General features: G+C 71.0%; 13 protein-coding genes. 6 read left to right on the forward strand and 7 right to left on the reverse strand.

The features are described 5' to 3' along the window. Positions 1-10 precede the first annotated feature (10 nt). The 5 genes from ABZ193_RS26110 to ABZ193_RS26130 form a co-directional block, all read right to left on the reverse strand. Positions 11-1,837, reverse strand: a complete 1,827-nt coding sequence (locus ABZ193_RS26110; protein WP_027936490.1) for a phosphoenolpyruvate carboxykinase (GTP) — start codon at positions 1,835-1,837, stop codon at positions 11-13. 387 nt (positions 1,838-2,224) lie between these two features. Beyond that, on the reverse strand, positions 2,225-2,917 hold the full coding sequence (locus tag ABZ193_RS26115; RefSeq protein WP_237335893.1) for an MSCRAMM family adhesin SdrC: 693 nt from the start codon (positions 2,915-2,917) through the stop codon (positions 2,225-2,227). An 85-nt stretch (positions 2,918-3,002) separates the two neighbouring features. Further along, positions 3,003-4,838, reverse strand: coding sequence for a dynamin family protein (locus ABZ193_RS26120; RefSeq protein ID WP_354711810.1), 1,836 nt, complete (start codon positions 4,836-4,838; stop codon positions 3,003-3,005). Between the two features lie 9 nt (positions 4,839-4,847). Continuing rightward, entirely contained in the window at positions 4,848-5,324 is a 477-nt protein-coding gene (grpE, locus tag ABZ193_RS26125) for a nucleotide exchange factor GrpE (protein WP_020422268.1), read from the reverse strand. 7 nt (positions 5,325-5,331) lie between these two features. Next, the gene (locus ABZ193_RS26130) at positions 5,332-6,915 is read right to left on the reverse strand and encodes a dynamin family protein (protein ID WP_354711811.1); all 1,584 of its coding nucleotides are present in this window, start codon (positions 6,913-6,915) and stop codon (positions 5,332-5,334) included. Between the two features lie 116 nt (positions 6,916-7,031). Between ABZ193_RS26130 and ABZ193_RS26135 the strand changes: the two genes are divergently transcribed. Both ABZ193_RS26135 and ABZ193_RS26140 read left to right on the forward strand, forming a co-directional pair. Then, positions 7,032-8,174 (forward strand): sensor histidine kinase, encoded by a 1,143-nt coding sequence (locus ABZ193_RS26135; RefSeq protein WP_237335921.1) that lies wholly within the window; start codon positions 7,032-7,034, stop codon positions 8,172-8,174. Then, positions 8,171-8,824 (forward strand): response regulator transcription factor, encoded by a 654-nt coding sequence (locus ABZ193_RS26140; protein WP_020422271.1) that lies wholly within the window; start codon positions 8,171-8,173, stop codon positions 8,822-8,824. Before ABZ193_RS26135 ends, ABZ193_RS26140 begins: the two co-directional genes overlap by 4 nt. A gap of 661 nt (positions 8,825-9,485) precedes the next feature. On the opposite strand, the gene ABZ193_RS26145 is transcribed toward ABZ193_RS26140, so the two are convergent. Together ABZ193_RS26145 and ABZ193_RS26150 are read right to left on the reverse strand one after the other, a co-directional pair. Next, positions 9,486-9,896, reverse strand: coding sequence for a hypothetical protein (locus ABZ193_RS26145; RefSeq protein ID WP_354711813.1), 411 nt, complete (start codon positions 9,894-9,896; stop codon positions 9,486-9,488). A gap of 32 nt (positions 9,897-9,928) precedes the next feature. Continuing rightward, positions 9,929-10,837 carry an SDR family NAD(P)-dependent oxidoreductase gene (locus ABZ193_RS26150; protein WP_354711814.1) on the reverse strand — a complete coding sequence of 303 codons (909 nt, stop codon included), beginning with the start codon at positions 10,835-10,837 and terminating at the stop codon, positions 9,929-9,931. A gap of 219 nt (positions 10,838-11,056) precedes the next feature. Between ABZ193_RS26150 and ABZ193_RS26155 the strand changes: the two genes are divergently transcribed. From ABZ193_RS26155 to trmB, 4 genes are all read left to right on the forward strand, one after another. Then, positions 11,057-11,989, forward strand: coding sequence for an ABC transporter ATP-binding protein (locus tag ABZ193_RS26155; RefSeq protein ID WP_027933260.1), 933 nt, complete (start codon positions 11,057-11,059; stop codon positions 11,987-11,989). A 16-nt stretch (positions 11,990-12,005) separates the two neighbouring features. Continuing rightward, complete coding sequence (locus ABZ193_RS26160; protein ID WP_027936614.1) at positions 12,006-12,779, forward strand: ABC transporter permease; 774 nt, start codon at positions 12,006-12,008, stop codon at positions 12,777-12,779. Positions 12,780-13,052: 273 nt separating this feature from the next. After that, on the forward strand, positions 13,053-13,616 hold the full coding sequence (locus ABZ193_RS26165; protein ID WP_237335887.1) for a hypothetical protein: 564 nt from the start codon (positions 13,053-13,055) through the stop codon (positions 13,614-13,616). A 243-nt stretch (positions 13,617-13,859) separates the two neighbouring features. Next, complete coding sequence (trmB, locus tag ABZ193_RS26170) at positions 13,860-14,558, forward strand: tRNA (guanosine(46)-N7)-methyltransferase TrmB (RefSeq protein ID WP_020422998.1); 699 nt, start codon at positions 13,860-13,862, stop codon at positions 14,556-14,558. Positions 14,559-14,574: the final 16 nt, after the last annotated feature.

Below are 14,574 nucleotides of genomic sequence, written 5' to 3' on the forward strand. Positions count from 1 at the left end.
CGGAAAAAACTCAGCCGAGGCGCTGCTTCAGGGCCGCCAGCTCGTCGTGCAGGCTGGAGGGCACCCGGTCGCCGATCTTGGCGAACCACTCCTCGATCAGCGGGATCTCCTGGCGCCACTCCTCCGGCTTGACCGCGAGCGACTCCTGGACGTCCTCGATCGGCTCGGCGATGCCGTCCAGGTCGAGGTCCTCGGCGCGCGGCACCAGGCCGACCGGGGTCTCGACCGCGCCGGCCTTGCCCTCGAGGCGCTCGACGATCCACTTGAGCACGCGCGAGTTCTCGCCGAAGCCCGGCCACAGGAACCGCTTGTCGTCACCGCGGCGGAACCAGTTGACGTAGAAGATCTTCGGCAGCTTGGCGGCGTCGGCGTTCTTGCCGGTGTCCAGCCAGTGCTGGAAGTACGCGCCGGCGTGGTAGCCGAGGAACGGCAGCATCGCCATCGGGTCGCGGCGCACCTCGCCGACCTTGCCCGCCGCGGCCGCGGTCTTCTCCGACGACATGGTGGCGCCCATGAACACGCCGTGCTGCCAGTCGCGGGCCTCGGTCACCAGCGGGACGGTGGTGGCGCGGCGGCCGCCGAACAGGATCGCCGAGATCGGCACGCCCTTCGGGTCGTCCCACTCCGGCGCGAGCGTCGGGACCTGCGCGATCGGGGTGCAGAAGCGCGAGTTCGGGTGCGCGGCGGGCTCGTCCGACTCGGGGGTCCAGTCGCGGCCCTTCCAATCGGTGAGGTGCGCCGGCGCCTCCTTGGTCATGCCCTCCCACCACACGTCGCCGTCGTCGGTCAGCGCGACGTTGGTGAAGACGGTGTTGCCGGCCTCGATGGTCTTCATCGCCACCGGGTTGGTCTTCACACCGGTGCCCGGCGCGACGCCGAACAGGCCGAACTCGGGGTTGATCGCGTACAGGCGGCCGTCCTCGCCGAACCGCATCCACGCGATGTCGTCACCGATGGTCTCGGCGCGCCAGCCCGGGATGGTCGGCTGCAGCATCGCGAGGTTGGTCTTGCCGCACGCGCTCGGGAACGCGGCCGCCACGTAGTAGGCCTTGTTCTCCGGCGAGATCAGCTTGAGGATCAGCATGTGCTCGGCGAGCCAGCCTTCGTCACGGGCCATGACGGAGGCGATGCGCAGCGAGTAGCACTTCTTGCCCAGCAGCGAGTTGCCGCCGTAGCCCGAGCCGTAGCTCCAGATCGTCCGGCTCTCCGGGAAGTGCGAGATGTACTTGGTGTCGTTGCACGGCCAGGCGACGTCCTTCTCGCCCGGCTCCAGCGGCTTGCCGACCGAGTGCAGAGCGGGCACGAACTCGCGCTCGGTGCCGTCGTCGGTGACGAACTTCTCCAGCGCCTTGGTGCCCATGCGGGTCATCACCCGCATCGACGCCACGACGTAGGCGAAGTCGGTGACCTCGATGCCCAGCTTCGGGTTCTCGTCGCCGAGCGGGCCCATGCAGAACGGGATGACGTACATCGTCCGGCCACGCATGCAGCCCCGGTAGAGCTCGGTCATGGTGGCGCGCATCTCGTCCGGGTGCATCCAGTTGTTGGTCGGCCCGGCGTCCTCTTCGTTCTCGGAGCAGATGAAGGTCCGCTCCTCGACCCGCGCGACGTCGCTCGGGTCCGAGGCGGCCCAGAAGGAGTTCGGCTTCGCCTTCAACGGGACGAACGTGCCGGCCTCGACCAGCTCGTTGTTGATGCGCTCGGCCTCCTCGTCGGAGCCGTCGCACCACACCACTCGGTCAGGGGTGGTCAGCTCGGCGACCTCCCGTACCCACGCAAGCACACCGCTGTGCGACGTCGGCGCCTTGTCCAGTCCCGGGATGGCTACTGCAGTCATTCCTTCTCCTGACTTCGACGGCAGGAACGCCCGCCCGGAACGTGGTCCGGGGAAGCGCTCCGTCGCCGGCGACCGAATGGCTTCGCACACCGGCTGCCCTACCGGTGTGCTGGAAATACTGGGATTCCCCGAGGGTAGCCGGATGGACGGCCGGTAACCGAGGCCTGACCTGTCGGTTCTCTCACAAGAACGATCAGGGAATCGATTCAGATATCGCTGAACCGGCGTAGCGGAGAAAGTTCTTCGGCTTGCGCGTGATCTCGCCGATATCCGGGGGTGGGTGATTTGCCCGGAAACGCGATCAGGCCCCGCCGTCCGCGAGGGACGATCGGGGCCTGATTTCGCCGTGGTTACCGGTCAGTTCAGGGAAGTTCGGTTCCGCGGCCGTCAGTTCTGGGAGATCCACTGCCCGGTGCCGGAGTCGATCTTCGCGACCCCTTCGACGGCCTGTGCGCCGCTGCCGCCCCACAGCTGGTCGCTGTCCGGCGGCACCTCGGCGGTGAAACCGTTCGTCGTCTCGGTCCACTCGCCGGGGCCGGTGTGCTGGTACGTGGTCGTCTCGCCCTCGGGCGTGATGATCGTCTGGACGTCGGCCTGGCCGTCGCCGTCGACGTCGGTGAAGACCCGCGTGTTGCCCTGGTCGTCGGTCACGACCGCGCTGTCGGCGGTGCCGTCGTTGTCGCTGTCCACAGTGGCCGGGCCGACCTCGACGGTGCCGTCGGACATGTCCGCCGTGATCTCGCCCGCGCGGCCGGTCTCGGTGGCGTCCGGCTCGCCCGCCTCGGAGTCGTGGTCGGCGACCCAGTCGCCGGTGGTCTCGTCGTAGCGGGCCAGGTCGACGACGTTGCCCTCGGTGTCGGTGTGCACGTACTGGTCGGCGCGCCCGTCGTCGTCGGTGTCGACGTACGCGGTGATCGTGCCGTCGGCGTTGTCGAGGCGGACCGTCTCGTTGACCCCGTCGTGGTTGAGGTCCATGTTCTCTTCGGCCGTGTAGGTCTGCCCGTCGACCGTGATCTCCAGGTCACCGTCGGAGGTCGTGGCGTCGGTGGGCTCAACCCCGCCGGTCTCATCGATCCACACGCCGAACTCCCCAATCTCACACCAATGAAGTCACACGCTTTGACTCACGTTAGGCCGGTTCGGTTCCCCGGCACAACCGACCCTCTCAGGCCTGCTCACGCAGGGTGCGGATGCGCCCGAGCAGGGTCTCGGCCCGATCACGGCCGTCACCGGTCTCCTTCAGCTTCCGGCTCACCGCGGCCAGCTTCTTCGCCCGCTCCTGCGCGCCCATTTTGATCGACTTGTCGACCTGCTTGAGCTCGGCCTCGATGGCGTCGATCCGGCGGGACAGCGCCTCGTCGAGCGCCAGCGACAGCTGCTGCTCGGCCTCGATGAGCTGCTCGGCGACCAGCTGGTCGAGGATCGAGCGCGCCTCGGCGATCGACTCGACCAGCCACTGCTTGAGGTGCTGCTTGTCCGCCGCGTGCCGCCGGGTGCGGGCCATCCACCAGCCCGCGCCGAGGCCGACGACGATCGTCGCGGGCAACACGACCGGGTTGAGCAGGGCGACCCCGGCCAGCGGCAGCGCGGCGATCTTGCCTGCCCCGACCCCGCCGGAGATCCCCATGAAGATGAGCAGCTTGTCCTCGGGTGTGGACGGCTTGCGGTCCGGCGGCCGCAGCACCACCTGCGGCCCGCCCGCGCGCAGGAACTGCGAGCGGATCACGTCCAGCTCCTCCGACGCGAACAGCTCGGCCAGCGCGATCTCGGTGACCCGGTTCAGCCGCTGCGCCATCGTCGCCGACACGCGCTGGGAGATCATCTGCAGCGCCGCGTCCACCTGCTGCGGCAGCTGGGCCAGCTGGTCGCGCTTGGCGTTGTCGATCTGCGCGCGGAAGTAGGACTGGGCGTCCCGGACCTGGCGGCTGGTCTCGTGGCCGAGGTCGACCCTGGCCCGCTGGATCTCGCCGCGCAGCTTGAGCTGCCAGCCGCGGGTGGACGTCTTGCGCTCGGCCGCCAGCTCGTCGCGCCGCTCACGCAGCCGCTCCGCCTCGGCCTCGCCGGAGGACAGGGCCCGCTGCTCGGCCAGCAGCCCGGCGTGCACCTCGCCGAGCGCGCTGGACAGCGCCCGCAGCGTGTTCGCCTCGCCGAGCATCGCCGACCGGCCGACGACGAGTTCCTGCAGCGCGGCCTGCAGTTCGATCACACCGGACCGCTCCCGCAGCATCACCGCGGCCTGCTCGTTCGGCGCCTTCGCGGCCATCTCGAACATCCGCGCCGACACCGGGTGGAACACCGCGTCGGCGAAGCGCGGCGCGTGCTCGGCCAGCAGCCGCCGGTCGGCCTCCAGCACCTCGCGCCAGCCGCGGAAGGCGTCCGTTTTGGACAGTGCGAACACCACGGTCTCCACGCGATCGCCGACGCGGCGCAGGAACTCCAGCTCACCGGCGGTGAACGGGGCCGACGCGTCGACGACGAACAGCAGCGCGGTCGCGTTCGCCGCGGCTTCGGCGGCCAGCTCGCCGTGCATCGAATCGAGACCGCCGACCCCGGGGGTGTCCACCAGCGACACTCGCTCCAGGATCGGGACGGGACCGGTGACCTCGACGTACCGCGGCGGCAGTTGGCCGTCGGGCAGCTCGTGCGCGGCCGAGACCCAGCGAACGAGTTCAGGCAGCGGCACGGCGACCGGCGCGAGCTGACCGGGGTAGCAGGCCTGCGCGCCCCACTCCGGGGCGTGGTCGAAGACGAGGTAGCCGGCGGTGGCGACGTCGGCGTCCACCGGGGACAGGCCTGGGGTCGCCAGCAGCGCGTTGACCAGGGAACTCTTGCCGCGGTTGGTCTCGCCGACCACCACCACCTGCGGCTTCTTCGGCCGCGACCGGCGGACCTCCTCGACCCACGCCGCCGCCTTCGGGTCGTTCTCCCGCAACAGCGCCAGCAGTGCTTCGCGGGCCTGCTTGACCTGGTTGGGCAGGGACGAGAGCGGCGGAGCGGTCACGACCGGACCTTAGCGCTTCGTGTAGACCGTCACGACGGGCGCGCGCAGCAGGCGGCCGCCGTCGGTGAACCCGACGACCTCGGTCTCGGCGACCACGCCGTCCAGCGCCGGGTCGTCGGTCTTGATCGCGCCGCCCGCCTCGTGCACGGACGGGTCGAACCGCTGCCCGTCCGGCCGCACCGCCTCCACCCCGACGCGAGCCAGCCCTTGTTCGAGGCGCTCGACCACGCCCCCGCTGCGCGCCCGGTCCAGGGCGTAGAGGCAGAGCTGGATCAGCTCCTGCCGGTCGGCCCGCGCCTGCTCCAGCGCTTCCGGGCCGGCGGCGGCCAGATCGGATACACGGTTCACATCGGTGTTGGACGGGGGTTGCGCCGCTGTGGTTCCCTCGACTTCGTCGATGATCTTCGCCAGTTGCGCGCCGGGGATCTGCCCGGTCGGGGAGTCGTCCGCGGACCGGCGCCGGAACCAGGAAGCCACGCTCACCACCCCTCGTTCATCTCAGCTGCTGCCAGATGAGGAAGTACGCCCGGTGCACGACGTGCGCGACCCGGCTCTGCGCGGGCGTCGCGCCGAAGGACGCGAACGACCGCCACCAGCCGGCGCGCTCCAGCGCGTGCGCGGCGAGCTCCGGCCGGGACGCGCCGGGCAGGCCCAGCTGCTCGTCGATGTCGGCGTTGCTGCCCACCCGCAGGACCTCTTCGGCCAGGTCCTCGGGCATGTCGACCGCGCCGGCCACGACCAGCGTGAGCGCCTCCAGCAGCCGCAGCTGGTGCGCCTCGGGCTTGGCGAGCAGCACCTCGATGGCGTCGTGCACGCGCTGCCGCTCGGCCGGGTCACCGGATGCGTGCGCCAGCGCGGTGACCGACGCGAGCGCGGCGGCGGCCTTGATCCCGTCCGCGCGGGCGGCGAAGACCGTGTTCAGCCGGGCGCGGACGGCGTCCAGACCGGAGGCGCTGAGCAGCAGCCTGCGCAGGGCGCCCGCGGTGATCGTCGAGTCGGCGCGGATCGCGTCGATGGCGCGGCGAATGCCGTAGAGGTCGAGCTTCTCCAGCAGCCGCAGCCGGGTGCCTGCCGGGACGTCGCAGTCCCAGCTGGTGAAGATGTCGGCCGCCATCAGCATGGTCTCCAGCGTCGCGTCGTCCAGAGCGGCCAGCTGGCGCAGCGCGTCGGCATCGGCGGAGGTGAAGTTGCCCGACTCGGCGGACTCGGCGATCAGCCCGATCACCGGCAGCACGTCGGCGACCCGCGGCTTGAGCAGCAGCCCCTGCTTCTCGGCGAGGATCGACGCGGCCCGCCACACGTCGCCGCCGGAACCCTCGACGGACTCCGGCGGGATGGTGTCGGCCTTGTTCAGCACGGCGATCGCGTTGACCGGGCCCGCCTCGCGGCTCGCGGTCGCGGCGGTGAACGCGGCGAGCGCCTGCTGGTCGTCCGCGCGCACGCCCTGCGTCACGACGTAGAGGACGGCCTCCGCGCCGGCAACCGCGTTGCGCGAGGTCTCGTCCAGCTCGTCGCCGCCTTCTTCGGCCTGGGCCGCGCCCAGCAACTGCTCGGTGCGCGACACCGACGCGGCGTCCAGCGAACCGAGGCCGGGGGTGTCGATCACGGTCATCTCCTGCAGGACCGCGCTGGTCAGGTACGCCTCGATGTGCGAGACCTTGCTGATGTCCACGCCCAGCTCGGCCGGGATGGACCCGTCCGGCGCGAACGGCAGCACCTGCTTGTGCCCGCCGGCGAAGACCACTTCGATGCGGTCGACCGTGCCGTACTGGAAACGGGTCACCAGGCGGGTGCACTCGCCCACGTTGGTCGGCGCGACCCGCCGCCCGATCAGGGCGTTGACCAGCGTCGACTTGCCGGACTTGATGCGCCCGGCGACCGCGACCTGCAGCGGCGCGCCGAGGCGGCGCAGCACCTCGGCGAACCCGGCGGCGGTGCGGGCGGAAACCTGCGGCTGCAGGCGGCGGCAGAGGTTGGCCACCGACACCGACAGCGGACCGGCCAGGCGGCCCTGATCCGTCGTCGCCGTCACGTCGCCCCCTCCCGGTGCCTGCGTTTTGCCCCCGAATCCTGCCATGAAGCTCGGCCCGAAGTCCCACGTGCGGTGATACCTCGGGATGACGCGGAGTGGAACGCCGCCGACCTAGGGTGAACGGTGTGCGGCGACTGAGCTTGTGGATGCGGACGCACCCGATGGTCGGGGACGTCCTGCTCGCCGTGTTGCTGCTGCTCATGGACCTGCTGTTCCTGGTCGCGCGGGCCGAGCCCAGCGAGGGTCAGCGGTGGTACGTCGCGATCCCGCTGGACCTCGCGATGGTGGGACCGGTGGCGTTCCGCCGGAAGTACCCGGTGGTCACGGCCTACGTGATCCTGCTGATGACAGTGCCGCACAGCGCGCTGGAGCTGGGGGTCGGCAGCGCGACGGCGAGCTGCGTGGCGCTGTACACGGTGGTCGTCTACGTCGGGCGGCGGCAGGCCGCGCTGTACCTGGCCGCGCAGGCCGTGATCAGCGTGGTGCAGATGTGGGCCGGCTGGTCGCCGCAGGGCTGGGCGCCGCTGCTGTTCATCGGGCTGATCTTCGCGTTGTGCTGGGTGCTCGGCGAGTTCGTCGGCGCGCGCCGGGCCTACCACGCGGAGATGGAGGCGCGGCTGCACCTGCTGGAAACCGAACGCGACCAGGCCGGGCGGATCGCGGTGGCCGAGGAGCGCGGGCGGATCGCGCGGGAGCTGCACGACGTGGTCGCCCACGCGGTGAGCGTGATCGTGGTGCAGGCCGACGGGGCGTCCTACGCTCTGCGGTCGAACCCGGAGCTGGCCGAGCGGGCGGTGCGCACGATCTCCGAGACGGGCAGGCAGGCGCTGACCGAGCTGCGGCGGCTGCTGCAGGTGCTGCGCAACGAAGAGGTGGCCGGGGAGCCGCGCATCCCGCAGCCGACGGCGGAGTCGCTGGCCGACCTGGCGGAGCGGGTGCGGACCGCGGGGGTGCCGGTGGAGTTGTCGATCGACGGGTCGCTCGCCGAACTGCCTGCCGGGGTGTCGCTCGGCGTGTACCGGATCGTGCAGGAGTCGCTGACCAACACGCTCAAGCACGCCGGACAGGGGGCCCGGGCGGAGGTGCGGGTGCGGCGGACCGAGAACCTGGTGGACGTGGAGATCGTGGACGACGGGGCCGGGAAGGCGCGGGAGCTGGTGCCCGGGCCGGACCTGCCGGGAGGCAACGGGGTGATCGGGATGCGCGAACGGGCGCACCTGTTCGGCGGGATTTTGCAGGTGGGGCCGCGGCCGGGCGGTGGCTGGCGGGTGCACGCGAGCTTCCCGGTGAGGCTCGACCCGTGATCCGCGTGGTGGTGGTCGACGACCAGGAGCTGATGCGGGTCGGGTTCCGCATGGTGCTGGGCGCGCAGGACGACATCGACCTGGTCGGCGAGGCGGGCAACGGCGCGGACGCGGTGTCGCTGGCCGGTTCGCTGCGGCCGGACGTCGTGTTGATGGACGTGCGGATGCCGGTGATGGACGGGGTGGAGGCGACGAAGCGGATCGTCGAGGCCGGCACATCGCGGGTGCTGGTGATGACGACGTTCGACCTGGACGAGTACGTGTACGCGGCATTGCAGAACGGGGCCAGCGGGTTCCTGCTGAAGGACACGCCGCCGGACCACCTGGTGTCGGCGCTGCGGTCGGTGGCGTCCGGGGACGCCGTGGTGTCGCCGTCGGTGACGCGGCGGCTGCTGGACCGTTTCATGAGCGGCGGCGGCCCCCTGCGCGACGAGGCCGAGCTGAACGTGCTGACCGAGCGGGAGCGGGAGGTGCTGGTGCTCATCGCGAAGGGCCTGTCCAATGTGGAGATAGCGGAAAAGCTGTTCCTCTCCGAGGCGACGGTGAAGACGCACGTGGGACGGATCCTGGCGAAGCTCGGGCTGCGGGACCGCGTGCAGGCGGTGGTGCTGGCCTACGAGACGGGGTTGATCCGGCCCGGTTTGGCGTGATCGAGGAGGCCCCGGCGGGACACCTGGCTCGGGGCGACCGATCGCTTGCCGTTGGGCGCCGGGTGACCCTGCCCGCGTCCGGGCCAGCGCGGCGGAGCCGGCTCCGTTTCGCGACCCCGGCGTCCCGGCGGCCGCACTGAGGCGGCCGGCCACGCGCGACATGGCCATCGGGTTCCGGCGTGGGCGGCGCGTGGGTCGCCGCCGTGGACAGCCGTCGGCGGTGCGGCCTGAGGCGTCACAAGAGCAGCACCCGCACGCGATACGTCTCCGGATCAGCCACCGCGCGCGCCAGGTAACGCTCGTCCAGAGGGCGGAGGACGGACCGCAGCTCACGCGCCGCCCTACCGGGCAGTGCGGCCAGCACCGCCGCCACCCCTTCCGACGCGCGACCGCGCCACTCGACTGGCAGCCCCGCCGAGCGGCAGTCCTCGACGGCACCCCTGAGGCGTCACAAGAGCAGCACCCGCACGCGATACGTCTCCGGATCAGCCACCGCGCGCGCCAGGTAACGCTCGTCCAGAGGGCGGAGGACGGACCGCAGCTCACGCGCCGCCCTACCGGGCAGTGCGGCCAGCACCGCCGCCACCCCTTCCGACGCGCGACCGCGCCACTCGACTGGCAGCCCCGCCGAGCGGCAGTCCTCGACGGCACCCCTGAGGCGTCACAAGAGCAGCACTCGCACGCGATACGTCTCCGGATCAGCCACCGCGCGCGCCAGGTAAGGCTCGTCCAGCGGGCAGAGGACGCACCGCAGCTCACGCGCCGCCCTACGGGGCAGTGCGGCCAGCACCGCCGCCACCGTCTTCCGGCGCACGACCGGGTCGTCCCACTGGCAGCCGGGGCAGGGGCAGTCTTCGGGGGCGTAGCCGTCGAAGCGCCGGGCCGGGCCGTGCACGAACCGGGACCAGCCGGCCACCGCCTCGGCGACAGCGCCTGGGTGCAGCCGGGTGCGTTCCAGGTGGGCGATCGCGCGCAGGGTGCCCGCGGAGACCCCGCCGACCTGCGGGATGCGGCGGTGCTCCGGCCAGGTCGTCCGGCCGGTGCGCAGCTGTGCGGGGCGCCTACGCGGCATGGCCCTTTCTGGTCGTCATGCCGGTCATCCTCTCACCGGTAGGGGGCCGGGTCCACCTCCGCCGGGTTGCGGCCCGCCTTGTGGACCTCCTCGTACCAGCGGCCCCAATCCGGCCGGGTGCCGTCCACGTCGGTCACGTCGTACTCGTGCATGAGGGTCCACGAGGCGAGCGTGCGGCCGGCGAAACGGGCCGCGTCCGGGTCGTTCACCAGCGCGGCCACCCCGCGCGCCAGGTAGTACGGCGTCTCCGAGATCGCGAAGTCCGGGCCGCCCGCGCCGGTCACCGCGTCGCGCCAGTTCGGCTCCGCGACGCCGAACAGGTCCAGCATCGCCTCAGAGCGGAGGAATCCCGGCGTCACCGACAGGCCGACGCACCCCTTCGCCGCCAGCTCCGCGCCCAGCGCCCTGCCGAGCGCCCGCACCCCGCACTTCGCCAGGTAGTACGGGATGCCCGCGCCCACGTACTCGTCGTCGTCGCCGTCGGTCACCTCGATCACGAAACCGCCGGGGCGCCGCACCACCAGCGGCAACAGCCGGTGCAGCGCGATCAGGTGCGTGTCCAGCGCGTTGTGCACCAGGGTCAGCGCGTCGTCCAGGCTGGACTCCCAGTACGGCCGCTCGAAGTCGACGAACGGGTCACCACCCCAGACGTCGTCGACCAGGACGTCCAGGCCGCCGGACTCCGCCTCGACCCGGTCCCGCAGCGCGTCCACGTCCGCCACCGACGTGAAGTCGCACCGCACCGGAACGCCCCGGCCGCCCGCCGCGTCCACCAGCCCGGCCGTCTCCTCGATCGTCTCCGACCGCTTCATCGGCGACGACGACTCGCGGGTCGTACGCCCGGTGACGTACACCGTCGCCCCACCCCGGCCGAGCTCCACCGCGATCGCGCGACCGCACCCCCTGGTCGCGCCCGTCACCAGCACCGTCTTCGCCGTCATGCGGGCACGATAACGCCCGACCCCGACAAAATCGGGCCCCGAAGCTCAGGGGCGATTCAGGGTCATCACCGATCCCGTGCGCACGCGAATCGCGGGAGGCTACTACCGCAGTCGGGTGGGAAGTTCGAACCACAGGATGACGCGCACGCGTGCCCCGATCGGTCAGCATGAGAGCCGCACGGGGAACAACAGGCTTTTGACCAGCACAGGGGAGCAACCATGATAGAGGCACGGGGCCTCACCAAGCACTACGGAAAAACGCTCGCCGTCAACGATCTGTCATTCGACGTCGCCCCCGGCGAGGTGACCGGTTTCCTCGGTCCGAACGGCGCCGGGAAATCGACCACCATGCGGATGATCCTGGGCCTGGACAATCCGACGAGCGGCCAGGTGACCATCGGCGGAAAGCGTTACACGGAACTGAAGAATCCACTTCGGACCGTCGGCGCGCTGCTCGACGCCAAGTGGGTGCACCCGAACCGCTCGGCGCGGGCGCACCTGGCCTGGATGGCGAAGTCCAACCACATCCCGGCGCGCCGCGTCGAAGAGGTGCTGGACATCGTCGGCCTGACCAGCGTCGCGGGCAAGCGCGCAGGCGGGTTCTCGCTGGGCATGTCGCAGCGGCTGGGGATCGCCGCGGCACTGCTCGGCGACCCGGAGGTGCTGCTGTTCGACGAGCCGGTCAACGGCCTCGACCCGGAGGGCATCCTCTGGATCCGCAAGTTCATGCACCGCCTCGCCGACGAGGGCCGCACCGTCTTCGTCTCCAGCCACCTGCTGTCGGAGATGGCGCTGACCGCCTCCAACCTCGTGGTCATCGGCAAGGGCAAGCTGATCTCGCAGAGCACCACGAAGGAGTTCGTGGCCAGGGCCAGCGAGAACACCGTCAAGGTGCGCAGCCCGCAGCTTGCGAAGCTGCGCTCGCTGCTGCCCGCCGACAGCGCCACCGACACCGACGACGGCATCCTGGTGTCCGGTTTGGACAGCGAGAAGATCGGCGAGCTGGCCGCGAGCAACGGCATCGTGCTGCACGAGCTGAGCCCGCAGACGGGTTCGCTGGAGCAGGCGTTCATGCAGATCACGGGCGATTCCGTGGAGTACCACACCGGTCTGGAGACCGAAGCCCGGCACGCTCTCGAGCCGGCGAACTAGGGGAGACGCGAACATCATGACTTTGCTTGCCGTGGAACGGATGAAACTGTTCACCACCCGCTCGCCGTGGTGGTGCGCACTGGTGGCCCTGGCCACCACGATCGGGTTCTCCGCCCTGGTCGTCGGCAACGCGGACGACGGGGGCGAGTTCACCGCCACCGTCGCCTCGACCCAGTTCGGCTACAGCTTCGGCATGGCCGTGATCATGGTGCTGGCCGCTCTCGCGGTCACCACCGAGTACCGCTTCGGCACGATCCGCACGACCTTCCAGGCGGTGCCCAACCGGGCCGCCGCGCTGGTCGCGAAGACGACCGTGGTCGCGCTGGTCGCACTGGTCATCGGCGAGCTGAGCGCGTTCGGCTCGTGGGCACTGGCGCTGCTGCTCAAGCCGAACGCCCCGCTCGCGCTGGACACCGGCGCGGACTGGATCAACGTGGCCGGGGTCGGCGCGGTCTACGCGCTCGCCGCGGTGATCGCGGTGGCCGTGGGCATCCTGCTCCGCCACAGCGCCGGCGCCATCGCGCTGCTGCTGATCTACGCGCTCGCGGTCGAGGACCTGATCCGGCTCATCCCGAGCATCGGCGACGACATCTACCAGTGGCTGCCGTTCAACGTCGCCAACAAGTTCCTCACCGGCGACGGCGCGTCGAACATGGGCCGCAACGTCGACGCGGGCGCGCCGATGTCCACCGCGGTGCTGTCGCAGGGCTGGTCGCTGGCCTACTTCGCGGCGGTCGCCGTCGGGCTGCTGGCCATCGCGGTCGCCACGGCTCGCAAGCGCGACGCCTGAGCGAAGACCACCACAGGAACGCTCCGGTGGGGACCGGAGCACGGGGAAGAAGAACGGCCCGGGCCACCGAATTCGGGGGGTGGCCCGGGCCTTCGCCTGTAGTGCATCCGGCGACCTTCGGAAAGGTCGAATCGATTAATCGGATGATGCTGTTACGACCCCTGGGTTAATACCGCGTAAAGCACCTGTGGTCGCCCTCACAGGAAGCGGACGCACCGCCTCTGACCAGGCATTCTGGAATCACCACGTCAGGCGACTCCACGGAGGTGACCCTTGACGGTGGATATTGATCAGGAAATCGCCGCCCCGCGCGCCGTCGCGCATCCGCCCGCTCTGGAACCGCTCGACGCGCTCGAATGGTCGCAGGCCGTGGAGTTGCCCCGGATCGTGGCCACCGCGACGAGACCGGCGGAGATCCGGCGCGCGTGGATCCACCGCGCCGCCGAAGCCGAAGTGCTGGCGTTGTTCCGCGCCGTGAGCGCCCGGGGCGAGATGATCCCGGCGCCCTGGTGGCTGCGGGCCCTCGCGGAGGGCAGGCTGGACTCGCGGGAGACCGGTTTCCGCATCGAGGACCGGGTGGCGCAGCTGCTGTCCCGGCGCCCCGGCTGGGAGTACGTGCCGTGGGCCGCGGACGGCGAATCCGGGTACTGGGAGTTCATGCCGTCGGAGAACGGGCGCTCCGGGCACAAGATCCCCACCACGATCCTGACCACCAGCCGCCACGACGGGTGGATCGACGTGTTGCCGGCCCACACCGGCACGACGCCGTCGCCGATCGCCGTGAACGGGGTCGGCGGCCTGCGTTCCCGGTTGGGGGAGTTCGAGGCCGTCCGCTAGGGGCTTTCCTCTGGAGAAGTGGCGGAGCCGCTTGCACCACTCGGGCAGCCGGCACCGCCGCGGGTTTGAACGGGCGGAGCCGCGCGAGCGCGTCCACCAGGGGTGGTGGTCGAGGAAGGGGCCGCCTTGACCGAGGCTGTCACGCGTAAGCGTGTCCGTTGAGGGCGGTGGCGGGCTGGTGGGAGGGGCCGCTACCCGCACCGCCACGCAGGCCGCATCAGGGACGGCAGCTAACTTGGGCGGGTGGAGAGCGAGCACGAACCCCGCCTGCGGAGTGTCGTTTCATACGTGCAGCGTGGCGGCCGGATGACGGTCGGCCAGCAGCGTGCCTGGGAGCGCCAGTGGGCGGACATCGGGCGCAGGGTGGCCGACCTGCCGCCCGGTCCGATCGACTTCGCCGGGTGGTTCGGCCGCCCGGCTCCGGTGCTGCTGGAGATCGGTTCCGGCATGGGTGAGACGACCGCGCAGCTCGCGGCCGCCGAGCCGGAGGTCAACTACGTCGCGGTCGAGGTGTACGAGGCCGGTCTCGGGCAGCTGATGCTGCGCGCCGAGCGGCTCGGCCTGGAGAACCTGCGCCTGCTGCACGGCGACGCGGTGATCGCGCTGAAGGAGCACATCGAGCCGGACTCGCTGTCCGGGGTGCGGATCTTCTTCCCGGACCCGTGGCCGAAGAAGCGCCACCACAAGCGCCGGCTGGTGCAGCCGGACTTCGTGAAGCTGGTGGCGTCGCGGCTGGCGCCGGGCGGAATCCTGCACATGGCCACCGACTGGGAGCACTACGCCGAGCAGATGCTCGAGGTGTGCTCGGCCGAGCCCGCGCTGCGCAACCGCTTCGACGACTGGGCGCCGCGGCCGAGCTGGCGGCCCGTCACCAAGTTCGAGCAGCGGGCCGACCAGGAGGGCCGGATCAGCCGGGACCTGATCTTCGAACGCGTGGGCTGACCGGCCGCCCCTCCCC

It is taken from the genome of Amycolatopsis sp. NPDC006125 (genome assembly GCF_040614195.1).
GTDB lineage: Bacteria > Actinomycetota > Actinomycetes > Mycobacteriales > Pseudonocardiaceae > Amycolatopsis_E > Amycolatopsis_E tucumanensis.